Origin of the sequence: Paenibacillus humicus NBRC 102415 (assembly GCF_004000905.1) — a bacterium.
In the GTDB taxonomy this organism is placed as follows: Bacteria; Bacillota; Bacilli; order Paenibacillales; family Paenibacillaceae; genus Paenibacillus_O; species Paenibacillus_O humicus.
Map to the genome: position 1 here is coordinate 23,003 of NZ_BIMD01000036.1, position 26,228 is coordinate 49,230.

A 26,228-nucleotide genomic window follows, 5' to 3' on the forward strand; every position below is an offset into this window, starting at 1 on the left:
GAACCGCCTGTTGCCGCTGCGGCTCGTCCGATTCTGCCCTTCTACAATAGGACACTGTCTGGCTCGGACCTCTCTGCCTATTGCCGCTGCGGCTCGTCCGATCCTGCAAATCAACAATAGACTCGCATCCCATCGGCTAGAAAGAATAAAACGGCACCCTTATACAGCTGCTATCGGACATACGATCCGTTATTTGGCCGCTGTAAAGCCAATTTCACCTTTATCGGACATACGTTCCGTTATTCCACTCCGCATTATTTTTATCTCAATAAAAATTCACAAATAACGGATCCTATGTCCGATAATCAACCAATTCCTATGAATTCCCTCAAATAGCGGATCCTATGTCCGATACACCTGTTGTTAGAGGCGATTGTAGAACATATTGAATTGCTGGAACTCGAAGCCGATCCGACGCCTGCGGAAGACGATCCTTTCCTCTTCCTCCATGTCGAACAGGAATTTCGCCTCCGCGATGACTTGTCCTCCAGAAGGAATGTCCAAGCCCCCGAGCATGCGAAGCAGTGTCGACTTGCCGCTGCGCTGCCGGATCTCCCGACAAGCCGACAATGGCGACGACTCCCCCTCGGGCGCTTCCATGGAAACTCCGTCCGGCTCCCCTGATTGGGCTCCACCCCGTATATTTTCTTCAGTTCGATCTTGTTCTGAGCTGTGCCATCTTCTATTCACTCCAATAGGATGAAATCAAATCCCCCCGATGATAGCCCTCTCTTCTTACATTCTCGTGACAGCACATCCGCCCGCGGCAGAAACGGAGGACCGTCCGTTGCTGATCGCCGGGCCTATTCGTATAGTCCGCTTGCATCCGGAACGGCCTTGCCCTATTATAGACATAAGATATCCATAATAATGAACGCTTCACGCAAGGAGACACCGCGCATGCAATTTTCCAAAAGCACAGGATACGCCCTTCACACTCTCATCCACTTGGCCCAGGCGGAACGCGGCCGGTATGTAGGAATCAAGGAGCTGGCTTCCAAGCAAGGATTGCCGGAGAGCTATTTGTCCAAGATCATGTCCAAGCTTCGTCAGGACGGCATCGTCCGCGCCGTTACGGGAGCAAGCGGCGGCTACGAGCTCGCGCGCCCCGGGAGCGAGATTACGTTCTACGATGTCATCTCCGTGGTGGAGGGGCGGCAGCAGATGTATGAATGCCATGCCGCCAACGAGCATCAGCACGAGCTGTTTGCCGAAGCCGACGCCTCCGGATGCGAGTGCCTGGTAAAAAAGGTCATGGACGGCGCCGAGCGCCAGATGCTGGACTATCTGAAGCAGCATACGATCCAGGGAGTTCTGGATGCGGCCTCCTTCTCTTGCAGCCCAGAGCACCGTGCCTGAACAAGCATGCGGCATCATGAAGATATGGGAATGGCAGGCGTCGAACCGGCCGGGGTGAAAAAGCTGCAAACTGCGGGGACCGGGCTGCAGGTGCAGAAGCGGCGGGCTGCGAGTGAAGAGAGCTGCAAACTGCGGGGACCACTGCTGAGGCTGCAAACTGCGGGGACCAGGCTGCAGGTGCTGAGGCTGCGGGCTTCGAGGGCCGGGCTGCAGGTTCAGAGGCTGCGGGATGCGGGAACCGGGCATCAAGCCGAGAGGCTTCTTGCGCCGTTATTATGGATATAAAAGATCCAGAAAGGTTGGGATGAACATGGCAGAACGGTTGGACAGCATCATTATCGGAGGCGGGCCGGCAGGCATGAGCGCCGCTCTCGTCCTGGGCAGAGCCCGCAGAAATGTGCTCGTGATCGACGAGGAGCGCCCGCGCAACCGGGTCACCCATGCAACCCACGGATTTTTAACTCGCGACGGCATCAGTCCCGGGGAGTTCAGAAGGGTCGCAAGGGAGCAGATTGCAGCTTACCCGTCGGTCCGCTTCATCCGCGATCAAGCGGTTGAGATTGCGGGAAGCGACGGCGACTTCCGGTTGACGACTCTTAGCGGCGAGAGCTACCGGAGCAAAAAGCTGCTGTTCGCCTCAGGCAAGAAGGATCTGCCTATGAATATTCCCGGGCTTGAAGATGTGTACGGCCGCAGCGCTTTCGTCTGCCCCTTTTGCGACGGCTGGGAGCTGCGGGACAAACCGCTCGCGCTGATCGTCAATGGCCCTCACGCGCTCCACTTCGCCAAGCTTGTGTCGGGCTGGTCGCGTCATATCGCCATCTGCACGAATGGACCGGATGAACAGGTCGATGAACAGCGGGAGCAGCTGGCCGCGCGCGGAATTCCTTTGTATGCTTCCCCTATTAGGCAAATTGAATCCAGCGATGGCATCGTTACGAATGTCCTTCTGGAGGACGGCACCTCCGTGCCGTGCAGCGGAATCTTCTTCGCTTCCAAGCTCGCGCCGGGATCCGACCTGCCCGTCGCGCTCGGCTGCATCAACAACGATCAGGGAGTGCTGGACGTGGACGCACGGGGCAAAACAAACATCCCGGGCGTATTCGGGGCCGGAGACGCGGCCACGCCGATGAATCAAGCTATTGTCGCCGCCTCGATGGGCTCTGTCGCAGCCGCAGGCATCGTGTCCGAGCTCGCAGAAGAGGATTGGACTAACCGGATTTAAGCGAGCCTGCCGGCTCGTCTGCGCCGCTTATCGGCGAAAATCGGGGAAAAGGAACAACCCGCGTCGCCGGACAATGCCAAAAAGGGTTCCCGGGCAGAAATCTGCTCCGGGAACCCTAATCTGTTTTTCCTTGCACATTACCGCTTCGTATCGATCGGCTTCAAATTCGCCTCGATCTGCTCCCGCCGCCCCTCGAGAAACGGCGGCAGCGCCAGCGTTTCGCCGAGCTCGGACAGCTCCTCGTCGGTATCGAAGCCCGGTCCGTCCGTCGCCAGCTCGAACAGGATTCCGTTCGGCTCCCGGAAGTAGAGCGAGCGGAAGTAGAAGCGGTCCACGAAGCCGGAGTTCGGGAAGCCGGCGCTCTGGATGCGGCCCACCCAGGCCCGCAGCTCCTCCTCGTCCTCGACGCGGAAAGCGACATGGTGGACGCCGCCGCGGCCAAGCCGCTCGCGCTCCAGATCATAGCGCTCCTCCACATGCACCTCCGCCCCGCTGCCGCCCTCGCCCGTCTCCAGCACGATGACGTCTGGCTGGCCTTCCTCGTAAGCAGGGAAAGAGCCTTTGCGGCGGAAGCCCATCAGCTCCGTCAGCACGGCGACAGTCGGCTGCGCGTTGGCGACCGTGAGCTGTACCGGGCCGAGCCCGGTAATGCCGTATTCCTGCGGAACAGGGCTCAGCTCCCATGGCGTGCCTGCGGCGACTCCGGCTCCGTGCTCGTCGGAGACGAGCACCAGCCGCTGCCCTTCCGGGTCGCGGAATGCCAGCGTGGCGCGGCCGGCGCGATCCCGCACCTCGTCGCGGTCGACGCCATGCTCATCGAGGCGCTTCGCCCAGTACTCCAGCGCCTCGTCGCTGCGGACCCGCAACGACAAGGACGAGATGCTGCTTGTGCCGGGACGGTTCCTGCCTGCCATCGGCATCTCGAAGAACGTCAGCTCCGTTCCCGGATTTCCCTTTTCATCCCCGTAGAACAGATGGTACATGCTGGTGTCGTCTTGATTGACGGTCTTCTTGACCAGCCTCATGCCAAGCACTCGAGTATAAAAATCATAGTTCAGCGACGCCTTGGCGGTAAAAGCGGAAAAATGATGTAGGCCTTTCAATGCTGCAGCCATCGTCGTTACCTCCTTCTATGGAAACCAAACCGATCCTCATCCGTTCGAACACCGAAAAGTATTCAGCCACATGAATAATTGATCTGCTCCAGCTCAGCCTTGGCGGAAATGCTTGGAGAACCATGCCGCAGCCGCTTCAACCTCGGTGCCCGTCAGCTGGTGGCCGTAATTCTCCCAGTGAAGGTCGACGTCAGATCCAGCTCCGGCGAGCAGCGACTTCAGCTCCTCCGTCTCATGAGGAGGGCAGATCCGGTCGTTCGTGCCGGCTCCGATGAACACCGGCAGCCCGTTCAGCTCCGGCAGCTTCAAACCTCGGCGCGGAACCATCGGATGATGGAGCGCCGCTCCGCGGAAGGAAACGGCCTCATGGAAGATCAGGCTTGCTGCGATGTTCGCTCCGTTGGAATAGCCCACGGCAATCATATTGGATCGGTCGAGTCCGTACTTGGCGGCTGCCTCGTCCAGGAAATCCCTCAGCTCGCCCGTGCGGCGCACAAGATCCTCCTCGTCGAAGATGCCCTCCGCCAGCCGCCGGAAGAAGCGGGGCATCCCGTTCTCCAGCACGCTGCCGCGAACCGACAGCACGGCCGACTCCGGAGAGATCAGCTCCGCCAGCGGCAGCAGATCATGCTCCGTGCCTCCTGTTCCATGGAACAATACCAGCGTCGGGGCGTCTTGGCTGCGGCCTTCCTTATAGAAATGGACCATGCTCATGATTATTCCTCCCCCAGGCTGCGAACCGTGATCGGCAGCAAGCCGGCTTCGATCTGCTCCCGGTGCGGCTCGTACCAGTCCGGCAGCATCAGCTTGGCGCCGAGCTGGTCCTCCGCCTCGTCCACTGCGAATCCCGGCGGATCGGTCGCGATCTCGAACAGGATGCCGCCGCTTTCCCTGAAGTACACCGCGTTGAAATACTGGCGGTCGATGACCGGCGTCGGCTGGAAGCCTCCGGCCGCCGCTGCCGCTCTCCACTGCTCGTGCTCGGCGAAGTCCTTCGCGCGCCAGGCGATATGATGCACCGTTCCCGCGCCTCCGCTGCCATATTCGACATCCTCGAGCGGTACGTCGACGATGTTGCCGAGCTCGCCTTCGCCGATGAAGCGGGCGAAGCCGTCGGACTCGCCGGCAGCCTTGAGGCCAAGCGTGTCGGTCAGTGCCCGGCGCGTCGCGGCCGAATTCGTGCTGTACAGAAGCGCTCCGCCAAAGCCCTTTACGGCTTTGTCCGACGGCACGCCGCCAAAGCTCCAGCTGTTCTCGGGTCCTTGCTCGCGTTCGACGATTTCCAGCAGCATACCTTCGCGGTCCGCGAATTGGAGCAGCTCTTCTCCAAAGCGGACGGCCTTCGACGTCTCGACGCCGAAGCGGGTCAGCCGCTCTTCCCAGAACGCCATCGAGCCGGGAGGCACCGCCAGAGTCGTCATGCCGACCTGGCCGCCGCCGACGCGGCCTTTGCGCGAGCCCGGATGAGGGAAGAAAGTCAGGATCGTGCCGGGGCTGCCATGCTCGTCTCCGAAGTAGAGGTGGTACACTTCAGGAGCGTCGAAGTTGATCGTTTTCTTGACCATGCGAAGGCCGAGCACGCCGGCGTAGAAGTCTACGATTCCTTGCGGATCGGTAGCGAAAGCGGTGATATGGTGGATGCCCTTGGTTGCGAGTGTCATCGTAAGTTCCTCCCGATTATCTTAAAGTTAAAGTATTTGACCTGCGAAGGCTGTTTATTCACTGTGAAAGGCGATTTTCCGAGGGGCGGGATTCTATCCCTTCTCCGCCCCGCGTCCGAGCTTCTTCAGCAGCGATGCCGCCAGCTCCTTCTCCTCCGGATCGAGTCCGGCCGTCAACGAGTGGATCAGCGAGGCATGCTGAGGAAAAATGGAGTCGAACAGCCGCCTTCCCTGCTCGGTCAGCTCGGCGAACGTCACTCTTCGGTCATCCTCGCATGGGATGCGCTTCAGCAGCTCCTTCTTCTCCAGCTTGTCGATGTTGTAGGTCACGCTGCCGCTCGTCACGAGAATTTTCTCCCCGATCTGCTGCAGAGGCACGCGCCCCTTCGTGTACAACACTTCCAGCACGGTGAATTCGGATGGCGACAAGCCGTATTTCTTCATATCCTTGATCGCCAGATCCATGATCGTCCGGTAGGCCTTGGACAGGACGACGAACAGCTTGAGCGATGCCGCCTGATCATCTGGTTCCCTCGTCGCTTCCATCATGTTCATCGCCCCTTAAATGTCTTTAATTTAATTATCTTGAATTAAAGATAAATCATTTCGAAGTCGTTGTCAACCGCTTTCCGCGGACTTATTTTGAACGACGCTTCAATCTCTTCTGCTCCCCAAACACATAGGCTGCTTCCGCCTGCACTTGGAATAGGGGAACGGCAATTCCCGAAGGATTTCATTGCCGAAATACACTCCGGCTGCAGGGGAAACCGTCCTTTGAAACAGCTCGTTATTGTCGGTTTGGCTGGCGAGACTAGAGCAAGAATTTTCAAGGCCGATTAGATGGACGCGGAGGCGCTGGGCAATCCGGGCAATCGGACATAGGTTCCGTTATTACAACGAAATGACGGATTTTCGGTCATTATCGGACATAGGATCCGTTATTTGCGAATTTTTATTTGGATAGCGGTAGCTAAGGGGAGAATAACGGATCGTATGTCCGGTAGAAAGCCTAGTGGCCGAGATTCGACGAAATAGCGGATCGTATGTCCGATAGCCATTATTAGCAACCTTTTGAAGCCGTAATCCGCTTAAGTCCGAGCCTCATGAAGCTGTGAAAAAGGTACCGCAAGTCTTTTCCCGACTCAAAAAAGAGAAACCCGCTGAGATAGACATTAGGGCTTGGTTCAACCCCAATAAGAAAACTGCGGGCCGCATGAGAGCATGAGCGAAGTGAAGGCGGTCAACAGGACAATTACCCCCAAGGCCTATTCAGCCGCCGGGACTGCCGCAGCAGCCGCCTGCCAGGCCCATCGACGACAAGGAAAATCCACGCCGATGTCGTTCAGTCCCATTGAAATCAAAAACAGCAAGACAGGCTTGAGGCCGATATCAAACCAAATTTGTTCGAACAAAAAAAGGGAACCGCAGCGACAAAAGGCGCGGTTCCGTACTTGTGTTTAATACTTCAACCCTGTCGACGCTGCTTCACATGATATCCGCAGTGCTTCCGCATCCGGGCATGAAGCCAGGAAAGCCTGTTTATAGCCGGCTGTCTGTTGGCATCGGACGTTTTTTCCCGTCCGCAATCGGAGCCTGACACGGACCGTGTCACGAAATCACCGCATGCGGCCTTCCCTGTTCCAGCGGCCTTCCAGCGGCCCTCCTGTTCAGCGGCCTTCCAGCGGCCCTCCTGTTCAGCGGCCCTGACGTCTAGCTGCTCAACACGCGCTTGCCGAACAGGAACCGACCTTTCCAATAGTCGTTGAAGTCGTCCACGACGACGCCCGGATCCCCGTAAGTTTGGACAATCTTCCCGTTGCCTGCATAGATGCCGACATGTCCGACCACCTTGTTGCTGTCGTAGCGCCCCGGCGTGTAAAAGAACATCAAGTCGCCGGGCTGAAGCTCGGACTCGCTGACGGTCCGCCCCATTTGGGATTGCTCCCGCGATGTGCGGGGCAGCTCGACGCCGAACTTGCCATAGACGTATTGGGTGAAGGAAGAGCAATCGAACTTCTTCGTAGAGGCATAGCTGCCCGCGCCGAAATCATACGGGGTGCCGAGGAAACGCTTGGCCAGCTTCAGCAGCTCCTGCGCGCTTCCCGTGGAGAACGGCAGCAGGGAGCCGCCGCTGCGGAGGCCGGTCGGATCCGTCATCTGCATGGTGATGCCTCTTTGCGTATTGGCCTTCGGAGAATCCTGAAGCGGAGCGACGGTCAGCTCCCTCGTCTTGGCGTTCCAGCGGACCGGCGTCTCGAGCAGCGTCGTCAGCGAATCCGATGAAATGCAGGGCTGGCCGCCGATCGAGCGCGGAGCATCCGGCAAATCGACCGTCCGGCTGCCGGATACCGCATTGACGTCGCCCATCCGAACCTTGTACGCCGCGTCCGTATCTCCGATCGCATAACCGTCGCGCATGGAATGCACCTTCATGTTGACGGCGCGTGCGGCATGCTCCAGCGGAATCCATACCTTGCCGTCCGCTTCCGTCATCGGGACTTGGTAGACGCTTTGCTTGCCTACCTTGATCGTCCCGGCGCCCAGCTGCTGCTGCATGTTCTGCATGCGCATGTTCAAATCATTGTAAGGCCTCTCTCCTGCCGTGCCGCAGCCTCCTGCCAAGCTGGCCGCAGCGGCCAGCACGAAGGCCGGCTTCAAGCTTTTTCGCAGCCATTTTCTTTGTGCCATCATGTCCACTCCCTATGCTCTGGAATGCAGCCGCAGCTCCGACCGTCGATCCGGTCGACGCTGCGGCTCCGATCTGTTCTTAGAGTGGATTCGGGAGTTGGAATTATACGCAGAGAGATGGAATTTTTATGAAATAGAGGTAGACTAAATTCGAATGATAAAAAATGGTTTTACTATTTGAAACTAAAACGCCCTACTCAAGCTGGATTCCCGCTTTCTCTTTCATTCCATTCCTTTGTTAAGGAGGCCAACCTTTCATGGGGTACTCATTTCACGGCATTGATCATGCGCAGCTTGCCGCACCAGCCGGCAGAGAAGCCGAAGCACGCGCCTTTTACGGGGGTGTGCTGGGCTGGCCCGAGCTGCCCAAGCCCGCTGCCCTGCAGAGCCGGGGCGGCGTCTGGTTTCAGTGCGGAACGCATCAGATCCATATCGGCGTGCAAAAGGATTTCGTTCCCGCCGCGAAAGCCCATCCCGCCTTCGGCGTGAGCGGGCTGGATGCCTTGCGGCTTCGGTTGGAGGAAAGCGGAATCTCCGTCCAAGAGGACGAGATGCGCGCCGAAGAAGGAATCGGACGCTTCTATTGCAGCGATCCCTTCGGCAATCGGCTGGAGTTCATGGAAAGGCTCTGATTACCTTCTCCATCTCCAAACGGCTCTGCCTTCAAGCGGGAAGGTGCGGAGCGAAATTCGGGCTGGCTTGATATTTTCGGAGGCCGAAAACCGTCCTATCTAAAAAGAATCTTCATCAAGGATCGAGGTGAAAGCTCATGGGACTCCTGCTCCTCCTTTGCTTCACGGGAACGGCAGCAGGCACGGCGGCCGCGGCCAAGCTGCTCGGAAAGATTCCCGGAATCCCCAAAGCGGCTTCAATCGGCTTATCGATCGTGCTGTCAGGCGTCTTCTTTTGCAGCTGGCTGGCCAACTTCCTCCCCTCGTTTACGCCGATGCCTTAAGCTTCCGCCATTCCGCCATTCTCAAGCGAGGATGGATCTCTGCCTGATCATCTTCCAATCACATCCAGCCCGCGACTATGAAAAGCCGCCTTCTCCATCGTTGATGGAGAAGGCGGCTTGCTTCGCGTTCCAAGCCTATGAGGTCGGAAGATCGGATATGCCCGTATTGGCTTTGACCAGCACCTCGTCGTACTTGGCTGCGTTCGTCTTGGACGAGAGGAACGTTCCGAGGAACGCGCCGATGAAGCCGAGCGGGATGGAGATGATGCCGGGGTTCGTCAGGTCGATGAGCGGTGTACCGACGAGAATGGCTTTGCCTGCGACGGGGTTCCAGACGTTCGGGCTGATCATGACGAGGAACAGGGCCGAGATCAGGCCGGTCAGCATGCCCGTTATGGCTCCCGCTGTATTGAACCGCTTCCAGAATACCGTGAACAGGATGACCGGCAGATTCGCGCTTGCCGCGACGGCGAAGGCCAGCGAGACGAGGAAGGCGACATTGAGCTTCTGGGCGAAGAGAGCCAGGACGATGGAGACGACCGCGACGCCGACGGAAGCCAGCTTGGCCATGCGCACCTGATCCTTTTCCTTGGCCTGGCCTTTGCGCAGGATATGATTGTAGAAGTCATGGGAGAAGGCCGAGGCGGCCGACAGGACCAGTCCGGCCACGACCGCCAGGATCGTGGCGAAGGCGACGGCGGATATGAAGGCGAACAGGAACTCTCCGCCGAGCGCCTTGGCCAGCAGCGGAGCGGCCATGTTGCCGGCGGCGTTGGCCTTCACGATCGTCTCCTCGCCGACGAAGGCGGCTGCGCCGAAGCCGAGGAACAGCGTCATGATGTAGAAGATGCCGATGATCCATGTCGCCGTCACGACGGATTTGCGAGCGGTCGGAGCGTCCTTGACCGTGAAGAAGCGGATCAGGATATGCGGCAGGCCGGCTGTGCCGAGCACAAGCGCCAGATTGAGCGAGATCGTGTCGAGGCCGTTCTTGAACTTGTTGCCGGGGTTCAGGAACGCCTCCTTCAGGCCTGTTGCGCTCTTCATCTCTGTGAACATGTGGCCGATGTTGAAGTCGAACTTGGCGAATACGATCAGGGAGATGATCAGCGTTCCCGCCATGAGCAGGACGCATTTGATGATCTGCACCCAGCTCGTCGCCGTCATGCCGCCGAAGACGACGTATACGGTCATCAGCACGCCGACGATCAGGACCGAGGTGGTGTAATCCAGGCTCGGAATCAGCAGGGCGATCAGGCCGCCGGCGCCTACGAGCTGGGCGATCATGTAGAAGATCGAGATGACGATGGAGTTCAGCGCCGCCACGCCGCGAATTTGCGGCTGATTGAAGCGCGCGGCGATCATGTCGGCCATCGTATAACGGCCCAGGTTGCGCAAAGGCTCCGCGACGAGATAGAGCACGACCAGATAGGCGACGAGGAAGCCGATGCTGTAAAAGAAGCCGTCGAAGCCGAACAGCGCGATCATGCCGGCGATGCCGAGGAAGGAAGCGGCCGACATGTAGTCGCCGGCGATGGCCAGTCCGTTCTGCCAGCCGGTCAAGCCGCCGCCGGCGGTGTAGAATTCGCTCGCGGTCTTCGATTTTTTGGAAGCGTAATAAGTGATGACCAGAGTGCCGAGAACAATGAGCAGGAACAGCAGGAACGCCGTGTTCATGAAGTTTTCCGCCCTTTCTCATGGGCCTGGCCGCTGCGCGCGACCTCGGCCTTGATGCCATCGACCATCTCGTCGAACTTGGCCGCCTTGCGGCTGTAGACGGTGCAAAGCGTCCAGGTCATGATGAACTGCGCCGTTCCGAGCAGCCATGCCCAGGAGACCGGTCCGAGCGCGGGCTCGTTGAGCACCTTGGAGTAGGAGGTCAGGATGGGCAGGGTAAAGTAGAAAGCGAGGAAAAAGAGGGTCATCGGGAGCAGGAATTGCTTTTTCTTCCGCAACAAGGCACGAAACGAATCCGAACGGGCTACGTCGCTGTAGGTCAGCGGAGCTTTGGCCACTTGGCATCCTCCTCTTATGAAAACGCTTTATTCCTACTATACACGCCAGCTCTCCGCCTCCGGAGCTTTGTGTCGCGAAATGTTGATTCCGCCTCCTGAATGGATGAAATGCGGTTGCGAACGGTCGGTTGCCGAAGTCAGTGGATGAGCGGCCGCAATCCCGCTCGGGCAGCCCGGAACGACGAACTCCATGGAATCGAACAAAAAGCTCCGCTTCCGATGCGGAAGCAGAGCGCAGGCCTTGCTGGAAGTCCCCGCTCCGGCTCTCGCCGGCCGGCGCCGGCATGGAGCTTTTCCGCCGTTCCAGGCCCAATGCCGAGCTGCGATCATCCGCCTTCCTCCAGCAGCCGCAGCATTTCCTTGGCGGCGGAACGGGATACCGGGATGCGGATCTCCTCCGCATGCTTGAGCACCGCGTTGTAGGCTCCGTTGAACCAGGGCTGGATTTCCCGGATATAGTCCAGGTTGACGAGGTAGCTCCGGTGCGGCCGAAAAAAACCGGCACCGAGGCGCTCCTCCAGCTCCTGCAGCGTCTGGCGAGCGGTATACTCGTTCCCGTCCGCCATCCGGATCCGGGTCAGCTTCTCTTCCTTGACGGCGAACAGCAGGGAGCGGCCGTCGAGCACGACCATCTTCCCCCCGTCCTCGATCAGCAGACGGATCCGCCGCGAGGCAGCAGGACCAGAGGATGCCGGAAGCGGCATAGGCGCTGCGGATGCGGCAGTCCCGGCTGGCGTTCCTGCCCCGGCCTGCCCGCTCTCCGCCCCGGCGGAACCGGCGGCCGGACCCATTCCGCCATGCCTGGCGTCCTCACCAGCCGCAGGAAAAGCAGTTGCAGCCGTGGCCGGCTTCCTTCCCGAATCCGCAGCGGGAACGGCTGCATGTCCCGCTTCCGCCGCGGATGCGCCGGCCTCTCCCCCTCCCGCCGGCTGCTCAGTCATGCCCTTCTGCTTGCGCTCGCGCAGCCGCCGCAGCGCCTGCCGAAGCCTCTCCTCATCGTAGGGCTTCAACAAATAATCCACCGCCTCGACTCCGAACGCATCGACCGCATAGTGGTCGTATGCCGTCGTGAAGACGAAGAGCGGCGGATTGCCGGCCTCCATCAGGGCGCGAGCCGCTTGCAGGCCGGTCATTTCCGGCATTTCCACATCGAGGAAGACGGCATCCGGGCGCCGGGCAAGGACGGCCTCCATCGCTTCCTTGCCGCTGCAGGCCGGCTCCAGCAGCTCCAGATCAGGCTCCTTGGAAAGCATGTATACAAGCTCCTCGCGGGCCAGCCTCTCATCCTCGGCGATCAGCACGGTCAGCTTCATCCGATTCTCCTTTCCAGCGGCAAGCGGAAGGCCACCCGGCATCCGCCCGCAGGCAAATTCTCATAGACAAGGGAGGATTCGGCCCCGAAAAGCCGTATCAGCCTCTGATTCACGTTGTAGACGCCGAGGCCGTTGCCCCTCGGATCGGCGGTCTGCAAAGGGGCCGCGCCGAGCTTGGACAGCGCCGTCCTGTCGATGCCGCTGCCGTTGTCCTCCACGGCAATGGACAGGCAGCCCGGCTCCCGCCGAAGCGTCACCTTGACGATTCCGCCGCTTCTGACGCTGCGCAATCCGTGTTGGATGCTGTTCTCCACGAGCGGCTGCAGCGTCGAAGGCGGAATCTGGATTCCCGCCTCATCCGGACAGACGTCGCATTCCAGCCTCATCTGGTCCCCGAAGCGAACCCGCAATATATTGAGGTAGATTCCAAGCTGCTCGAGCTCCTGCTCCAGCGGAATCAGCGGCGATTGGGCGGTCCGCAGGCTCGCTCTCATGAATTGGGCCAGCTGATAGGTGAGCCCCTTGGCCGCTTCCGGCTGCGTGCGGATAAGCGTGACAATCGAATTCAGCGTGTTGAAGAGGAAATGGGGATGGATCTGCGCCTGCAGAGCACGCAGCTCCGCTTCCTTCGTCAGCACCTCCAGCTCTGCCGCCCGCGCCAGCGTCAGCTGGCTTGAGATCAGCCGGCTGAGTCCCGCGGCGAACTCCTCCTCCACCCTGCGGATGAGACGGCGGTTGCGGTAATACAGCTGCAGCATGCCGACCGTCCGCCCCGACTGCTGATAAGGAATCAGGATGACGGCGCCAGGCTCGCGGGCTGCGAGCCGCTTCAACCCGTCCTTGCGGAGGGAGCCCGGAATGACCGCTCTCCCGCGCTTCGATGCCAGCGCCCGCAAGGCGGATTCGTCCTCCTCCTGACGCAGCTCGGCGACGACCGTGCTCCCTGTGCGGACAGCCTGCACGCATAACGGCGAGCCGGTCGGATGCAGCGGCTCGAACCTGCGGGAGCCGGAACCGGTGTAAGCAAGAATCGAAGCCGTATCCGCCACGGCGACGGCATCGGCCGGCAGCGCCAGCGCAAGCACGCGGGCAGCGGCAGACGCCCTCTCCACCGTGAGCTCCTGCTCCAGATGAGGCAGCACCGTTCCCGCAACGGCGAGCGCGCGCTGCGTCTCCAGCGCGCCTGACCGCTCCTGCTCCTTCAGCGCGACCTGGATCATCGCGACGAAGAGGGCGATGCCAAGGCTGCTCGACAGCACCATCGGCATGCCGATGCTGTTGACGAGAGCGACCGCCTCGGGCGAGGAGGTCGTATAGATGAGGATGACGCCCATCTGCAGAATGGGTGCGAATACGCCGATGAAAAAGGCTTTTATCGGAGCGATGATCCTCTCTTCGTAGAAGAAACGGGCGACAAGTCCCGCCAGCAGGCCGATCAGCGGCGTGGAGACCAGGTAGGCGCCGCCAGCCAGCCCTCCGAGCGCCGCAGCATGCAGCCCGGCGATCAGCCCCGCTCCGGCGCCGACGTAGGCGCCGCCGAGCAGGCCGGCCAGCACGACCCCGATCAGAGCCGAGTGGGCCAGCAGCTGGCCGGGCTCAAGCCGGCTGATCCAGAAAGCGGCCTGCATGCCGTCCGTGCCGGCGACGACGCCGGAGTATGTGCCGGCAATGCCGATAAGTCCGAACATCAGCGTGAACAGCAGGCCTGTCCGGATTGTTACCGCTCGATCCAGCAGCATGCGGAAGAGCGGAAGCCGAGTCATGATGAACATGACGATCAGCAGCATGCCCATCCGCTCGATGAGCACCCGGGTATAGGGCTCCATGGCTCCACTCCTTCGCTCCGGCAAGTTTGACAGCGCTATCAAGAACAAAATGGGAGTTGAGTCCATTTTATCCCGCCCCGCAATTATTTGCCTAGTTATTTTGTGCATGGAGGTTGATGAACACAAAAAGTGGAATCCTATCTATAGCAATCCGTGAGAAGCCGGAACGAAGCCGTTCAGGTACACTGTATTCATGAGCAAAAAATCATGAGCGAAAACGAGAGAGGATGAGCAGAATGGCCAAGCTGTACCCTTACCTGCATTCGGAGGACGCGAGAGCGCAAGCGGAATTCTATACGGAGGCTCTTGGAGGCGAAATCCTGTCCGTCATGACTTACGGCGAGATGCCGGGCGCCAAGGACGAAAGCCTCAAGGACAAGGTGCTTCATCTGGCGCTCGTCGCCGCAGGCGTGACGATCTTCCTGTCGGACTCGTTCCGCCCCGTCCATCCCGGCACCAACCTCAATCTGTCGCTTGAATTTGCCGACGAGGAAGAGGCCCGCAAAGCCTTCGCCAATCTGGCGGAAGGCGGAACGATCGGACATCCGCTGGAACCGGCTTTCTGGGGAACTCTTTTCGGTCAAGTGACGGACAAATACGGCGTTCTCTGGATGATTACGACCGAGGCCTCTCAGGCAGGCTGATCCATGCAGAGCTTTTTTCTCCCTTAAAAAGCCCGGGATCCCCCCGGGCTTTTTCCGCTTGTGTCGGCCTATTGATTCTATGGATCGATTGCGAGGCTCCTATAAGCGAGGCTCCTATGAGGCCGGGTAGTCAGCTTTCCCGCCCGCCGCCCGGCATGTCCCGCTTCATGCTTCCGGCGAGCTCCGCCCGCACCCGCTTGGGGAGCTTGGCCACCACGAGCTGATAGCTTTCCTGCAGCATCTGCCGGACGGTATCGCCGGGAACTTTTCCATTGAGCACGACCGTGTTCCAGTGCCGCTTGTTCATATGGTATCCCGGAAGCACCGCATCCGGGTAGCTTTCCCGCTGCAGCCAGGCTTCTTCCGGATCGGTCTTCAGGTTCACGCTCTCCCATTCGGCATGCCGTCCGAAGAGGGCGAACATCTTGTCCTTCACGTACAGCACCTGCATATCAGGGTCGAAAGGGGTTTTCACGCTGGCTCCCGGGTAGCCGAGGCCAAGCTCGATCAGCTTTTCATGGTTCATTGCGTTTTCCTCCCCTGTCCAGTCGTTCTCGCGTTCATTCCCCTACGGTGGCTTCCGCCTCGATCTGTATCAGAAGCCGCGGATCGATCAGCGCCTCACGACAACCATCGCCGCAGCCGGCTGCACGTTCCGGAAGAACTCCCCGTAGGCCGTTTGCTTCATTATACGCGCAGCCATGCTCCGCTCCAATCCCAGCGCCGGGTTAGCCCGGACTGCGCGGCGTGGCATGCCCGCCGTTGCCGCTGAGCACCGGAGTCCCCGGAGCTCCTGGGCGGAAGCAGCGCCCTCGGCTGGCCTCGGAACAAAAAAAGATCCCCGGAGGGATCTGGAGAAATCCTGTTGCATGAGAAGCCGGCCGAAGCGGCATCTTCACCTGTTGACCGTTACGGTAATCGTCTCGCTGGAAGCGGCTCCCGCTGCGTTGACGAACTCCGCCCGGTACACATATGTGCCTTTGGGACGTCCGGAAATGTCCGTGAAGGCCGACTGGGCCGCCGGCGTAGCCGCTTTCAGCGCCTGGGCATCGATCAGCGTGCCGTTCTCATACAGGCGGTACTCGGCTGCGTTCGTTCCCCACCACATGTTGGCGGTCACACGGTAGATTCCGTCGCCGTCCCAGTTGTCATGGGAGAGCACCGGCTTGCCGGGATTCGCGTCGGTCACCTGGACGGTCAGCGGAGCGCTGCGCGCCGTTCCCTTGGCATTGATCAGCTCGGCCGTATAGACATACGTGCCGTTGGACTTGCCGGCAATTTCCGTCGCCGCCGTCTGGGCGGATGGGGATGCATCCGTCAGCACGACAGTCCGGATCAGCTTGCCGTTCTCGTACAGCTTGTAAATGCTGCCGTTGTTGCCCCACCACATGTTCATCGTCACCTTGTAGCTGCCGTCGCGCAGCCCGTTGACATGCCCGTTGTTGTCGCTGAGCACGGGCGTTCCGGGTACTCCCTTGGCGGAAGCGGCGCCCTCGGTCACGTTGAAGGCGGTCGTCTGCTCCGCCGTATTGCCGGCGGCGTCCTTCACGATATAACGTACGGAATGCGCGCCAAGACCCAGATCGGCAGCGAGCAGCGGCGTCCCGCTGGCGAGCGCTTGTCCGTCCAGCAGCAGCTCGGAGGAGACGATGCCGGAGAGGGCATCCGAAGCCTGCAGCTCGAACTTCAGCGTATCCGTGAAGGCCGCATCGGCGACAGGGCCTCCCGATTGCGTCAGAACGGCGCTCGGCACGGTCTTGTCGAGGCGTACGGCCAGCTCTTGAGCCGCTTCCCTGTTGCCGGCGGCGTCGATGGAATAATAACGCAGTGTATTCGTGCCTTCGCTCGACAGAAAAACTGGAGCCGAATAGGTCGTCTCAGCGCCTCCGTTGAGGCTGTACAACGTCTTCAGGCTGCCGGGCCGGTCGTCCGCCGCTTCGAGAACGACCGTCACGTCTCCCTGATGCCAGCCTGCGGCATTGGGCTCGGCGGACAGCGAAGCCGTCGTCGCCGGCGCGGCCGTATCGGCCGGCAGGGCGATATCCTGAGGCCCGCGCAGCTTCAGCTGGTAGCTGCCCTTGAACACGGAGGAGATGCCCTGCAGCAGCACGCGGTCACCCTCATGGTACGGGAAGCTGTCCTGGCTCAGGCCGGTCCGGACATCAGCCCGCACGCGTACGGAAGCTCCGTCCTTCACGGCATCGAATTCAAACGAGCCCGTAGGGGCGGCGGCCGCCAGATTGGCGATTGTCGCTTCGCCGACAGCGATCAGAGTGCCCTGGTTGGCTGCCGTCACGGTGTCGGCCGCGGCGGCCGAAGGCAGCTCCTGCGTTCCTGTCTTTACGATGGAGTCGGGGTTGATCAGCTCCAGCTCGCTGTTGTAGACGGCCGTCTCCGCCGTCAGCTCCACGACGTCGCCGGCGTGAAAGCCGGGCTCGCTCTGGAACACGTAAATGCCTGCCGTCCCATCCTGCAAGTAGAAGGATTCTCCGCCGCCGTATATGCCCGGCTCGCTGACGATGACGCCTTCAACGGAAACGACGCTGCCGGATGGCAGCGTCCTTGCGTCCGACAGCGTTACTTTGGCCGGCTTGGGAGTCGGCGTAGCGGTCGGGGTCGGCGTCTTGGTCGGAGCCGGCGTCGCTGTCGGCGCCGGAGTCGGCGTCGGCAGCGGCTCGGGCTGGACATTCCCGAGCGTGACCGCGACGGTCTTGAGATTGGTGCTGTTCTGGCGCAAGCGCAGATTCGCCGCTCCTGTGGAGCCGGACTTGATGCGGACGCTGAGCACCTTGGTGGCGCTGCCCGCGCTGTCCGTCGTCAGGCTGAACGCGGAGCTGTATGCATACGCGCTCGGCCAGGTCCCGTCATCGTTCTGCACCTGGGCGATCTGCGTGCCGCTGGCCGTCAGATAGATGCCCAGCGAATAACCGCTTAACGTGCTGCTCGGCGTCAGGCCGCTAGCGTTCACGCGGATCTGGAATTCGCTGCCGTTGTTTGGAAGCGTCGCCTGCGAGACGAAGTCGTAGCCGACCGTGCCGGGCGCCGGAGTAGGCGTAGGCGTCGTGCTCGGCGTCGGTGTCGGGGATACGGTCGACGTCGGCGTCGGCGTCGGGCTGCTCTTCACCCCGTAGGACCCTGCGCGGAACGTGGTGGAATCATACCATTTGTAGCCGGCGTTCGGAGCTGCCCATGGCTCGGCCTGCGGCTCCGTGGAGGTCGCCGGATTCTCGATGGCGAGCAGCGGCGTCGGGCTGTCCAGCTTCAGGCCGGATACCTGGGACAAGCTCGTATAGCTTTCGGAAGCGGCAAGCCAGTTCACGAGGTTGACGAGCAGCTTGCCGTCATCCACTTCCTTGAAGCCGTCGTAGGTCGTTTTCTTCGCTCCGGTATCCTCTCTCAGATACTTCGGCGTCGCATCCTCGACCGGCGAAGAGTCGCCGATGAACGCGGCTTTGCCCGCGCCTTTTTTGGAGACGGCCACATATGGGCCTTCTTCGATGCCTCCGCCGTTGTAGACGCCCTGGTCGACGGCGCTGCCCCACTTGGCGCTCGTTTTGGGCAGATAGACGATGCCTTTGGCTTTCTCCGGGTCAATGATCGCCAGCGTGGAGCCGGCATGCATCGCTACCGAGGATACTCCTTGGGTGATTCCGAACGCCTGGTCCGGCGCCACGATATTGTTCGCGTTGATATCTCCGAGCGCGTTGTAGCGGAAGCGCACGCCGAAGTTGTCCGCCAGCCAGTCGGAGCTCTGAACGCCCTGCATGGCCGGAGATGCGGCTTCCTCTGCGCTCATCCCCTTCGCAGGGTTGTCCCATGCTCCGCGGCGGTAGCCGTTGAACGATTCGCTGCCGTCCCAGCGGTTCTTGTTGCGGTCGGCATTGTAGTGGTCGCCGATGAAGAAGATGCTGCCGCCGTTCTGGACGTACTGGGCCATGGCCGCCTGCTCGCTCGTTTTGAACGGAACGTTGGCCTCGGCGGTAACAAAGACGTTATAAGGGCTTAAATCCGCCAGGGTAATCGGGGGGGACTTGCGGAGCTCCTGGACATCGAAGCCGGCTGTCGCGAGCGCGTTGCCGAAGTCCGAGAAGCCTCCGTCGATGACCCAGTCCGCCGCGCCGGCCGTCTGGGCATGCGTATTGTCGAACAAGACCTTCTTCCCTGCATTGCCGTTGACGACCTTGGCCTTGATGAACGGCGCTGGATCCGCGGGTCCCTCGGCATGCGCCTGGCCCCCGCCCCAAGCCGTCAGCTGGGTCGGCACCAGCACAGCGGCGGCAATCGCCGCATGCAGCAATCTTCTCTTCCATACCGAATTCGTCCTCATCATTATCCCCTTTCCGGTTGAGCCGGAATATCCTGTTAATCTCCCGGCAGAAATAGAATATATCAGGAAAATGTTTTCGGATAGTCATTTGTCAGCTAAATTTTATTGTTACTCAGATAAATTTCTGTAAACATTTGAATAAGCATCGGTTTGCATGGCTCCATTTTCACCTTTATTGCGGACAGCAAAAAAACCGCTCTCCCGAGCGGTCCAGGCGTCCAGCGCAAATTTCATGAAGCGCAAACCAGACCCAGTCTCCCTGATCAGACCCAGTTGTGCCAAATCAGACGCCGGCTCGCCTCGCCTCCGTCAGTCCGGGGCCACGACCTCGACCTTGATCCGGTCCGGGTCCTCGCAGAACAAGGCGTAATGCCCTTCTCCTCCGCCATAAGGATAGCGGTCTGAATAGAGCATGACCGTCCCCCGGGAAGCCAGTTCTGCCGCAAGGCGGTCGACCTGTTCGCGGGACGAGGCGTGGAAGGCCACATGGTTTATTCCTACCTTGCGCCTGTGGTAGGCCGGGTCGCGGTGCTTCTCCTCCACCTGCACCAGAACGAGGTAGAACCTGTCTTTTTTCCAGCTTCGTCCCTGCTTCCAGCGCTGATAGGGCTCGTAGCCCAGCTCTCCAAGCAGCCAGCCCCAAAATCCGGCCGAAGCCTCCAAATCGGATACATACAATTCCAAGTGATGCAGCATGGTCTCTCCCGGCTTTCTAGTAGGATTGGATAGGATCTGCCATGTCGGCCAAAGAGCCTGCCCTCATGACGCCGAATGCAAAAAAAGGCCGGCCGTCGCAGCCATGCCGGCATCCTGCTTGGAACGGCAAGGCCGGGCAACGCACCCGCAGCCGGACCCCACGGATTGCCGCCTGCGGAATCATAGCAATCCATGAGAAACAGCACCCTGGCAAAGAAGATATACTACAGTCAAATCCACTGATGAGGTGATCAAAGATGTCTCTTGCATCGAGCATGATCTTTGTCAATCTTCCCGTAAAGGACCTGGACAAGTCAATGGCATTCTTCCGTGAAGTCGGCTTCGCCTTCAACCTGGACATGACGAACAGCGACGCCGCCTGCATGATCGTAAGCGAGCAGATTTTCGTCATGCTGCTGACGGAGCCCTTCTTCGCCAAGTTCGTCAACAAAGAGATCGCGGATGCTTCCCGCACCGCAGAGGCGATCATCTCCATTACGGCGGACAGCCGGGCCAAGGTGGACGAGATCTACGAGACCGCCCTGAAAGCCGGCGCCAAAGCGACGGTCGATGCCTCCGATCACGGCTTCATGTATACCCGAAGCTTCGAGGATGTCGACGGCCATCTATGGGAAGTATTCCATATGGATATGGCCGCCATGGCTGAGCAGGGCCAGCAAGCCGAGCCGACTGCCTAAGCGAAGCATGGACCGCTGCTTGGAAAAAAGCATGCTGCAGGAATTTCAAACGAAAAATGATCAAGCTTTCTCTTCTCCGCATAAATAAAAAAGACGGTCCGGGACGTTCTCTTTTCCCGGGTCGTCTTTTCTGCGTTTGACTAAATGGATTGAATCGAATCCCGTTCCTCCAGCACCGGCCGGTATGCTTCCAGAACCGTCTTCGCTTCCTCTTCAGCTCCGAGCTTCATCGATTCGTCCAGGGCGTGAGCCAGCTCCATCTGCAGCTTGGCCACCTTGGTTACCCTTTGCGCTTCAAGCAGCTCAAGCAGATCCGGCATGATGTCCTCCGCCGTCACCGGCTCCGGCTTCCTGCCCAGCCTCTTCAGCCATAGGCTTCGGCCGTCGGTCATCAGAATACTATCGTCCAATAGTCTGTATTCACGCATCGCTGCTCGCCTCCTCTTTCTTCTTACCCATCCAACGACCGGTTTGCCGCAAAGGTTCCTATATTTTTCTATTTTTCCATTCTAAAGGCTGGATTCCCTCTTTCTCGTCTCATTTCCGTCTCATTTTCTTTTCTTTCTGCCGATCATTCCCTTTTCCGGCTCTCAGCCAAGCAAGAAAACACCCCCTCGCCGCAGTCATCGGCTTCACACTTAAGGTTCGTATCCTTTGTCTAGGGGGGCTTCTTGATTCCCATACGGCTTTAGGAAAAAGCTGGTTGTCGAGGATCCTTTACAAATGAGATCCGCCGCTTGCATCGATCCATTGACCGGTTACCCAACGGCTGTCCGATGAGGCGAGAAAGGCGGCGATATCCGCCACATCCTCCGGCTCCCCCCATCTGTTGAAGGTGGAGAGGCCCGCGGCGGATTTCTGTCCGAGGGGATCCTGCAAAGTGCCCGCATTCATTTCCGTATTTATAATGCCCGGCTGGATAGCGTTCACCGTAATATTGCGATGCCCCAGCTGCTTGGCCAAGACGCGGGTAAGCGTGTCGACTGCGCCCTTGGATACGCTGTAGGTGAAAACACTGGGAGAGGCTGCGCGTGTAACAAATGAAGAGAGATTGATGATGCGTCCTCCGTCTTTCAGGCGCAGCAATGCTTGCTGAGTCACAAACAGCGGAGCTTTGACATTGATGTTCATGACTTCATCAAACGATTGCTCCGTCGTTTCGTCTAGGGATACCATCTGGCCGATACCCGCATTATTGACAAGAATATCAAACCGATTATCGCCCGTACGTTTCCGCAGGGCCTCATCCGATTTCGCAAATAAGCCGTGAATGCCGTCAAGGGTGCTTAAGTCGGCGCCGATCGTAAATGCTTCGCCTGCATTTTGTACAATCTTATCCACGACTTCCTCCGCTTCATTGCGCCTCCTGCCGTAATGCACGGCAATGATTGCGCCCTCCTGCGCCAGACGCAACGCGATGCCGCGGCCGATTCCCCTGCTTGCGCCGGTTACCAAAGCGATCTTTCCTCTCAACCTGCTCATGCTTTCATCTCCTTATTTGGCTTGCCTGTTAAGTTATATCAGAGCGTAACGATTGCAATGTTGCTCTTTCATTCGGAAACAGCCTCAGCCGGTGCAGGGTCGCAACGCATAGTCTTAAACTAAAAATGAGCACCCGTTAGGGCACTCATTTTGGTGGAGCCGTCTTGTTTCAACCTATCCCTGAAGACGTCGATTGGTTAAATCCGCTGCTCCATCGCTTCGGTCGACGGGGGGCAAATTCAGCTTCTGGATCTGCGTGATTTTGCGTCATTTGAGCCTTGAGTTTCATGGCTAGTCAACGCTGCTGCAAGGCAGCCACAGGATCCTCCTGCGCGCCTCCCGGAATTCCCTTGCTGGAGCTGTACAGCTCGCTGTAGAAGCCGCCGCGGCGCAGCAGCTCCTCATGAGTGCCCTGTTCCTCCAGCCGTCCGTCCTTGAGCACCAGAATCTTGTCCGCGCTGCGGATCGTCCCAAGCCGGTGAGCGATGACGAAGCTTGTCCGGCCCTTCATGAGCCGCTGCAGCCCTTCTTGAATTTTGATCTCGGTCACCGTATCGATGCTGCTCGTCGCCTCGTCGAGAACAAGCATGGACGGGTTCGCGAGAATCGCCCTCGCGATGGCGAGCAGCTGCTTCTGCCCGCTGCTGATGCCGCTGCCGTCCGCGCTCAGCATTTTGCCGTAGCCGTCCTTAAGCCGCATGATGAAGGAATGGGCGTTGGCCAGCTTGGCCGCCTCCTCCACCTCCTCGTCGGTCGCGCCAAGCCTTCCGTACCGGATGTTCTCCCGTATCGTTCCTTCGAACAGGAACGAGTCCTGCAGCACGAAAGCCATGCGGGAGCGCAGGCTGTCCCGGCGGATGCCGGCCAAATCCTTGCCGTCGAGCGTAATCCGGCCGGAGGTCGGCTCGTAGAAGCGCGAGAGCAGGCTGATGACCGTCGTTTTGCCCGCTCCCGTAGGACCGACAAGGGCGATCGTCTCGCCGGGGCGGGCTTCAAAGTCGATGCCTGTCAGCGTCTCGCGGCCTTCCTCGTAGCCGAAGGATACATGCTCGAAGCGCACCGCCCCTTCGACGTGATCCAGCCGCTCGGCCTTGCTGTCCTCCCGCTCCTCCGGCTCCTCGTCGAGCACCTCGAAAACGCGCTCCGCGCCTGCGATCGCCGACAGCAGCGTATTCCACTGGTTCGCCAGGTCGTTGAGCGGACGGGTGAACTGACGCGCATACTCGGCGAACACGATGATCGTGCCGACCGTAATGGCGCCGCGCACGGCCAGAATCCCGCCGATTCCCGCCACGATCGCGAAGCTCAGGTTGTTCAGGCTGTTCATGACCTTGGGAATGAAGCCCGAGATCGTCTGTGCCCAGAACCCCGACAGCTGGATCCGCTCGTTGAGCTCGCGGAACGCCTCCTTGACCTGCTCCTCGCGGGAGAAGGCCGTAATGACCCGCTGGCCGGACAGCGTCTCCTCGATGTAGCCGTTCAGCTCGCCCAGATTGCGCTGGCGGGCCTTGAACAGAGGGCCGGTCCGCTTGGTGATCCAGCGCATGCCGACCGCCATCAGCGGCACGACGATGAAGGTCAGCAGCGTCAGCAGCGGACTGAGCCACAGCATGACGCTCACCGTTCCGACCAGCGTCAGCACGCTGGAGAAGATCTGGATCGCGGAGCTGTTGAGGGTGGAGCTGACATTTTCGATATCGTTCGTCAGGCGGCTCATGATTTCGCCCTGCTGACGCTTCCCGTAGAACGGAATGGGCAGCCGGTGCAGGTGGGCGAACAGGTCGCTGCGCAGCCGGTACACCGTCTCCTGGGCGATCGTGATCATCCACACATTATGGGTCCAGGACGTCACCGAAGAGAGCGCGTAGACGATGCCGAGCCCGGCGAGGAACAATCCCCATCCATCGGTCTGGCTGCCTTCCTTGAGATAAAGGTCGACGGCGCTCCCGATCATGTACGGACCGAGCAAGGCAAGCGCGGAGCTGACCGCGACGAGCACGAGCACGATCGTCAGCTTCACCTTGCGCTTCGCCAGATACCCCCACACCCGCCTCAGCGTGCCGGTCCAGTCCTTGGCTTTCGCCTTCGGCTTGCCGCCGCGGGCGCCCGCAGGCGGAAGCGAAGGGTCCCGCCCGGGGCGAGGAACTCTCAGCGGTTCGAGCCATTGCTTAGGCATGCCGGGCCTCCTCTCCATACTGCGACTCGTAGATTCGGCGATACAGCTCCGAATCCGCCATCAGCTGCTCATGGCGCCCAGCTGCCGTCAGACGGCCGTCCTCCAGCAGCAGGATCAGGTCCGCCGACACGGTCGAGCTTATTTTCTGCGTAATCAGGAATGTCGTGCAGCTCATGACTTCCAGCTCCTGCAGCAAGAGGGCTTCGGTCTTCAAGTCCAGGGCGCTGGTGCTGTCGTCGAGTATAAGGATCTTCGGCTCCCTGACGAGCGCTCTGGCGATGGAGAGGCGCTGCTTCTGGCCGCCGGAGAGGTTCACGCCGCGCTGGCCGAGCATCGTTCCGTATCCGTCCGGCAGGCGCATGATCGTCTCATGCAGCTGAGCCGCCTTCGCTGCGGCCGCGATCTGCTCCTCCGTCGCATGCTCGTTGCCCCAAGAGATATTTTCGCTGACTGTGCCGGAGAACAGCGTCACGTCCTGCGGGACATAACCGATCGCCCGGCGCAGCGCCTTGACATCAAGCTCCCGAAGATCGGTGCCTCCGACCGCGATCACGCCATCGGTCGGCTCATACAGGCGCAAAATCAGCTGCACGAGCGAGGACTTGCCGGATCCCGTCGCCCCCATGATCGCGACTCGCTGCCCTGCGCGCGCATGGAAGCTGATGCTTTCCAGAATCGGGATGCTGCTCTCCGGGTAGGTAAAGCCTACCGAGCGGAATTCGACATCCGATCCCGCAAGCGGCTTCGTTCCGGAAGCCGCTTGCGCATCGCAGCGGTCCGCGTTCAGCACTTCGCGGATACGCCGGGACGATGCGCCGGCCCGGGAGAACATCGCGGCGATCCATGCCAGCATGCTCATCGCGCCGATCGTCCGCAGCGCATAGTTGATGACCGCAACCGTCTGTCCCTCCGTCGCCGATCCGGATGCGATATCGAGCCGGCCGTACCAGAGAATGGCGATAATGGCGGCGTTGACGATGAGCATGATGAACGGCTGGGTCGTTTCCGTCAGGCGCAAGGCGCGTACGGTGCCCTTCATCAGCTCGGCGCCGGCTTCCCCGAAGCGCTTGACTTCATAACCCATGCGGACAAAAACGCGGATGAGGCGGATGCCGGTCAAGTTCTCCTGAATGACGGCGTTGACCTTGTCGAGACGGCGCTGCACCGTCTGGAACACGGAAGACGCCCGGCCGATCATCCAGCCGACGAAGAGCAGCAGCAGCGGCAGCGTCGCGGCCAGCATAAGACCAAGGCGGAAGTTGACGACGAGCGCCATCAGGACGCTTCCCGCGACCACAAGCGGGATTCTCGTCATGAAGCGGAGCGCCATGAAGACCGTATCCTGAACCTGGCTGACGTCTCCCGTCAGACGGGTGATCAGGCTGGACGCCGCGAACCGGTTGAACACCTCGTAGGTGAACGACTGCACCTTGCCGTACAGCCGCTCCCGCAGGTCGTAGCCGAATCCCTGGCTTGCGTACGAAGCGTAGAAGGAGCTGCATATCCCCGCCGCGAAGGCGATCAGCGCTCCTCCAGCGAGCACGCCCCCCCACAGCCAGACGACCTGCAGATTTTTATGGGCGATGCCTTCATCGATAATCTTCGCGATGATAAAAGGCTGGGACAGCTCCACCGCCAGCTCGACAAGCATCATCAGCAGAGCGACCCCGGCCGAGATGCGGTACTTGGACAGCGATGACAATACTTTCTCCATATGCCGTGATGCACCTCCGAAGCTATGTATGCGTTTATTATACCCTATATTTCCCAAGGCCGGCTCCGGCTCTATCCTTGCGGGCAGGTGCCCTGCTCCGGCTCTATCCTTGCGGACAGATGCCCGCCTCCTTTGCGGATGCCCTTCCTTAGGGATAGCAGGGCTGTAATGGCAAGCCTTCTTCAAGTGCAAGCAAGGAGATGAGCCCGGCGCGTCCCTCCCTATCGGACATACGATCCGTTATTTGGATTCCGGCACCGTTTTAAAAAATTTAACGGACATCAGATTCGTTATTGTTGGATTTCCCGCCCTGCCAGACCGGTTTCCGTTCGAA

General features: G+C 59.9%; 26 protein-coding genes. 6 read left to right on the plus strand and 20 right to left on the minus strand.

The window, feature by feature from the left end; genetic code table 11:
* Positions 1-363: 363 nt before the first annotated feature.
* Complete coding sequence (locus PHU01S_RS18840) at positions 364-600, minus strand: P-loop NTPase family protein (RefSeq protein ID WP_127509181.1); 237 nt, start codon at positions 598-600, stop codon at positions 364-366.
* A 300-nt stretch (positions 601-900) separates the two neighbouring features.
* Here PHU01S_RS18840 and PHU01S_RS18845 point away from each other — a divergent pair, with 300 nt between their 5' ends.
* Together PHU01S_RS18845 and PHU01S_RS18855 are read left to right on the plus strand one after the other, a co-directional pair.
* The gene (locus PHU01S_RS18845; protein WP_048746041.1) at positions 901-1,359 is read left to right on the plus strand and encodes an RrF2 family transcriptional regulator; all 459 of its coding nucleotides are present in this window, start codon (positions 901-903) and stop codon (positions 1,357-1,359) included.
* A gap of 310 nt (positions 1,360-1,669) precedes the next feature.
* Positions 1,670-2,584, plus strand: a complete 915-nt coding sequence (locus PHU01S_RS18855; RefSeq protein WP_048746074.1) for an NAD(P)/FAD-dependent oxidoreductase — start codon at positions 1,670-1,672, stop codon at positions 2,582-2,584.
* Positions 2,585-2,721: 137 nt separating this feature from the next.
* On the opposite strand, the gene PHU01S_RS18860 is transcribed toward PHU01S_RS18855, so the two are convergent.
* The 6 genes from PHU01S_RS18860 to PHU01S_RS18880 form a co-directional block, all read right to left on the minus strand.
* A complete protein-coding gene (locus tag PHU01S_RS18860; protein WP_127509187.1) occupies positions 2,722-3,699 on the minus strand; it encodes a ring-cleaving dioxygenase in 978 nt (325 codons plus the stop codon).
* A 93-nt stretch (positions 3,700-3,792) separates the two neighbouring features.
* Positions 3,793-4,407 carry an alpha/beta hydrolase gene (locus tag PHU01S_RS18865; RefSeq protein WP_174806383.1) on the minus strand — a complete coding sequence of 205 codons (615 nt, stop codon included), beginning with the start codon at positions 4,405-4,407 and terminating at the stop codon, positions 3,793-3,795.
* An 8-nt stretch (positions 4,408-4,415) separates the two neighbouring features.
* A complete protein-coding gene (locus PHU01S_RS18870) occupies positions 4,416-5,360 on the minus strand; it encodes a ring-cleaving dioxygenase (protein WP_127509192.1) in 945 nt (314 codons plus the stop codon).
* Between the two features lie 93 nt (positions 5,361-5,453).
* Entirely contained in the window at positions 5,454-5,906 is a 453-nt protein-coding gene (locus tag PHU01S_RS18875) for a MarR family winged helix-turn-helix transcriptional regulator (protein WP_174806384.1), read from the minus strand.
* Positions 5,907-6,625: 719 nt separating this feature from the next.
* The gene (locus PHU01S_RS26410; RefSeq protein WP_218032473.1) at positions 6,626-6,772 is read right to left on the minus strand and encodes a hypothetical protein; all 147 of its coding nucleotides are present in this window, start codon (positions 6,770-6,772) and stop codon (positions 6,626-6,628) included.
* A 298-nt stretch (positions 6,773-7,070) separates the two neighbouring features.
* On the minus strand, positions 7,071-8,051 hold the full coding sequence (locus PHU01S_RS18880; protein WP_083436388.1) for a C40 family peptidase: 981 nt from the start codon (positions 8,049-8,051) through the stop codon (positions 7,071-7,073).
* A gap of 254 nt (positions 8,052-8,305) precedes the next feature.
* Here PHU01S_RS18880 and PHU01S_RS18885 point away from each other — a divergent pair, with 254 nt between their 5' ends.
* Together PHU01S_RS18885 and PHU01S_RS18890 are read left to right on the plus strand one after the other, a co-directional pair.
* Positions 8,306-8,680, plus strand: coding sequence for a VOC family protein (locus tag PHU01S_RS18885; protein ID WP_127509198.1), 375 nt, complete (start codon positions 8,306-8,308; stop codon positions 8,678-8,680).
* A gap of 137 nt (positions 8,681-8,817) precedes the next feature.
* Positions 8,818-9,003, plus strand: coding sequence for a hypothetical protein (locus tag PHU01S_RS18890; RefSeq protein ID WP_127509201.1), 186 nt, complete (start codon positions 8,818-8,820; stop codon positions 9,001-9,003).
* Positions 9,004-9,138: 135 nt separating this feature from the next.
* On the opposite strand, the gene PHU01S_RS18895 is transcribed toward PHU01S_RS18890, so the two are convergent.
* From PHU01S_RS18895 to PHU01S_RS18910, 4 genes are all read right to left on the minus strand, one after another.
* Complete coding sequence (locus PHU01S_RS18895) at positions 9,139-10,680, minus strand: solute symporter family protein (RefSeq protein ID WP_021881715.1); 1,542 nt, start codon at positions 10,678-10,680, stop codon at positions 9,139-9,141.
* Positions 10,677-11,018: a DUF485 domain-containing protein gene (locus PHU01S_RS18900; RefSeq protein WP_127509204.1), complete on the minus strand. Its 342-nt coding sequence runs from the start codon at positions 11,016-11,018 to the stop codon at positions 10,677-10,679. Before PHU01S_RS18900 ends, PHU01S_RS18895 begins: the two co-directional genes overlap by 4 nt.
* Positions 11,019-11,344: 326 nt before the next feature.
* A complete protein-coding gene (locus PHU01S_RS18905) occupies positions 11,345-12,331 on the minus strand; it encodes a LytR/AlgR family response regulator transcription factor (protein WP_164763115.1) in 987 nt (328 codons plus the stop codon).
* Positions 12,328-14,157 (minus strand): LytS/YhcK type 5TM receptor domain-containing protein, encoded by a 1,830-nt coding sequence (locus PHU01S_RS18910; RefSeq protein ID WP_127509210.1) that lies wholly within the window; start codon positions 14,155-14,157, stop codon positions 12,328-12,330. The genes PHU01S_RS18905 and PHU01S_RS18910 overlap by 4 nt, the downstream gene beginning before the upstream one ends.
* A 236-nt stretch (positions 14,158-14,393) precedes the next feature.
* Here PHU01S_RS18910 and PHU01S_RS18915 point away from each other — a divergent pair, with 236 nt between their 5' ends.
* Positions 14,394-14,801 (plus strand): VOC family protein, encoded by a 408-nt coding sequence (locus PHU01S_RS18915; RefSeq protein ID WP_049868936.1) that lies wholly within the window; start codon positions 14,394-14,396, stop codon positions 14,799-14,801.
* 130 nt (positions 14,802-14,931) lie between these two features.
* Here the strand turns inward: PHU01S_RS18915 and PHU01S_RS18920 are convergent, their stop codons facing one another.
* The 5 genes from PHU01S_RS18920 to PHU01S_RS18930 form a co-directional block, all read right to left on the minus strand.
* Positions 14,932-15,327, minus strand: coding sequence for an MmcQ/YjbR family DNA-binding protein (locus tag PHU01S_RS18920; RefSeq protein ID WP_049868935.1), 396 nt, complete (start codon positions 15,325-15,327; stop codon positions 14,932-14,934).
* A gap of 87 nt (positions 15,328-15,414) precedes the next feature.
* Complete coding sequence (locus PHU01S_RS26415; protein ID WP_218032474.1) at positions 15,415-15,555, minus strand: hypothetical protein; 141 nt, start codon at positions 15,553-15,555, stop codon at positions 15,415-15,417.
* Between the two features lie 141 nt (positions 15,556-15,696).
* Positions 15,697-19,128: an OmpL47-type beta-barrel domain-containing protein gene (locus PHU01S_RS18925; protein WP_246029277.1), complete on the minus strand. Its 3,432-nt coding sequence runs from the start codon at positions 19,126-19,128 to the stop codon at positions 15,697-15,699.
* 108 nt (positions 19,129-19,236) lie between these two features.
* On the minus strand, positions 19,237-19,362 hold the full coding sequence (locus PHU01S_RS26925) for a hypothetical protein (RefSeq protein ID WP_281279812.1): 126 nt from the start codon (positions 19,360-19,362) through the stop codon (positions 19,237-19,239).
* A gap of 75 nt (positions 19,363-19,437) precedes the next feature.
* A complete protein-coding gene (locus PHU01S_RS18930) occupies positions 19,438-19,821 on the minus strand; it encodes a VOC family protein (protein WP_246029278.1) in 384 nt (127 codons plus the stop codon).
* Between the two features lie 260 nt (positions 19,822-20,081).
* Between PHU01S_RS18930 and PHU01S_RS18935 the strand changes: the two genes are divergently transcribed.
* Positions 20,082-20,522, plus strand: a complete 441-nt coding sequence (locus PHU01S_RS18935; protein WP_049868931.1) for a VOC family protein — start codon at positions 20,082-20,084, stop codon at positions 20,520-20,522.
* Positions 20,523-20,662: 140 nt separating this feature from the next.
* Here the strand turns inward: PHU01S_RS18935 and PHU01S_RS18940 are convergent, their stop codons facing one another.
* From PHU01S_RS18940 to PHU01S_RS18955, 4 genes are all read right to left on the minus strand, one after another.
* Positions 20,663-20,950: a hypothetical protein gene (locus tag PHU01S_RS18940; RefSeq protein ID WP_127509221.1), complete on the minus strand. Its 288-nt coding sequence runs from the start codon at positions 20,948-20,950 to the stop codon at positions 20,663-20,665.
* A 289-nt stretch (positions 20,951-21,239) separates the two neighbouring features.
* Positions 21,240-22,004: an SDR family oxidoreductase gene (locus PHU01S_RS18945; RefSeq protein ID WP_127509223.1), complete on the minus strand. Its 765-nt coding sequence runs from the start codon at positions 22,002-22,004 to the stop codon at positions 21,240-21,242.
* Positions 22,005-22,299: 295 nt separating this feature from the next.
* Positions 22,300-24,180 carry an ABC transporter ATP-binding protein gene (locus PHU01S_RS18950; protein WP_127509225.1) on the minus strand — a complete coding sequence of 627 codons (1,881 nt, stop codon included), beginning with the start codon at positions 24,178-24,180 and terminating at the stop codon, positions 22,300-22,302.
* On the minus strand, positions 24,173-25,894 hold the full coding sequence (locus tag PHU01S_RS18955; RefSeq protein ID WP_049868928.1) for an ABC transporter ATP-binding protein: 1,722 nt from the start codon (positions 25,892-25,894) through the stop codon (positions 24,173-24,175). Before PHU01S_RS18955 ends, PHU01S_RS18950 begins: the two co-directional genes overlap by 8 nt.
* Positions 25,895-26,228: the final 334 nt, after the last annotated feature.

Bases quoted from the DNA above. Each gene is read 5' to 3' on its own strand.
- PHU01S_RS18840 (WP_127509181.1), bottom strand. From the start codon at position 600: ATGGAAGCGCCCGAGGGGGAGTCGTCGCCATTGTCGGCTTGTCGGGAG.
- PHU01S_RS18845 (WP_048746041.1), top strand. From the start codon at position 901: ATGCAATTTTCCAAAAGCACAGGATACGCCCTTCACACTCTCATCCAC.
- PHU01S_RS18855 (WP_048746074.1), top strand. From the start codon at position 1,670: ATGGCAGAACGGTTGGACAGCATCATTATCGGAGGCGGGCCGGCAGGC.
- PHU01S_RS18860 (WP_127509187.1), bottom strand. From the start codon at position 3,699: ATGGCTGCAGCATTGAAAGGCCTACATCATTTTTCCGCTTTTACCGCC.
- PHU01S_RS18865 (WP_174806383.1), bottom strand. From the start codon at position 4,407: ATGGTCCATTTCTATAAGGAAGGCCGCAGCCAAGACGCCCCGACGCTG.
- PHU01S_RS18870 (WP_127509192.1), bottom strand. From the start codon at position 5,360: ATGACACTCGCAACCAAGGGCATCCACCATATCACCGCTTTCGCTACC.
- PHU01S_RS18875 (WP_174806384.1), bottom strand. From the start codon at position 5,906: ATGGAAGCGACGAGGGAACCAGATGATCAGGCGGCATCGCTCAAGCTG.
- PHU01S_RS18880 (WP_083436388.1), bottom strand. From the start codon at position 8,051: ATGATGGCACAAAGAAAATGGCTGCGAAAAAGCTTGAAGCCGGCCTTC.
- PHU01S_RS18885 (WP_127509198.1), top strand. From the start codon at position 8,306: ATGGGGTACTCATTTCACGGCATTGATCATGCGCAGCTTGCCGCACCA.
- PHU01S_RS18890 (WP_127509201.1), top strand. From the start codon at position 8,818: ATGGGACTCCTGCTCCTCCTTTGCTTCACGGGAACGGCAGCAGGCACG.
- PHU01S_RS18895 (WP_021881715.1), bottom strand. From the start codon at position 10,680: ATGAACACGGCGTTCCTGCTGTTCCTGCTCATTGTTCTCGGCACTCTG.
- PHU01S_RS18905 (WP_164763115.1), bottom strand. From the start codon at position 12,331: ATGAAGCTGACCGTGCTGATCGCCGAGGATGAGAGGCTGGCCCGCGAG.
- PHU01S_RS18910 (WP_127509210.1), bottom strand. From the start codon at position 14,157: ATGGAGCCCTATACCCGGGTGCTCATCGAGCGGATGGGCATGCTGCTG.
- PHU01S_RS18915 (WP_049868936.1), top strand. From the start codon at position 14,394: ATGGCCAAGCTGTACCCTTACCTGCATTCGGAGGACGCGAGAGCGCAA.
- PHU01S_RS18920 (WP_049868935.1), bottom strand. From the start codon at position 15,327: ATGAACCATGAAAAGCTGATCGAGCTTGGCCTCGGCTACCCGGGAGCC.
- PHU01S_RS26415 (WP_218032474.1), bottom strand. From the start codon at position 15,555: ATGCCACGCCGCGCAGTCCGGGCTAACCCGGCGCTGGGATTGGAGCGG.
- PHU01S_RS18925 (WP_246029277.1), bottom strand. From the start codon at position 19,128: ATGAGGACGAATTCGGTATGGAAGAGAAGATTGCTGCATGCGGCGATT.
- PHU01S_RS26925 (WP_281279812.1), bottom strand. From the start codon at position 19,362: ATGAAATTTGCGCTGGACGCCTGGACCGCTCGGGAGAGCGGTTTTTTT.
- PHU01S_RS18935 (WP_049868931.1), top strand. From the start codon at position 20,082: ATGTCTCTTGCATCGAGCATGATCTTTGTCAATCTTCCCGTAAAGGAC.
- PHU01S_RS18940 (WP_127509221.1), bottom strand. From the start codon at position 20,950: ATGCGTGAATACAGACTATTGGACGATAGTATTCTGATGACCGACGGC.
- PHU01S_RS18945 (WP_127509223.1), bottom strand. From the start codon at position 22,004: ATGAGCAGGTTGAGAGGAAAGATCGCTTTGGTAACCGGCGCAAGCAGG.
- PHU01S_RS18950 (WP_127509225.1), bottom strand. From the start codon at position 24,180: ATGCCTAAGCAATGGCTCGAACCGCTGAGAGTTCCTCGCCCCGGGCGG.
- PHU01S_RS18955 (WP_049868928.1), bottom strand. From the start codon at position 25,894: ATGGAGAAAGTATTGTCATCGCTGTCCAAGTACCGCATCTCGGCCGGG.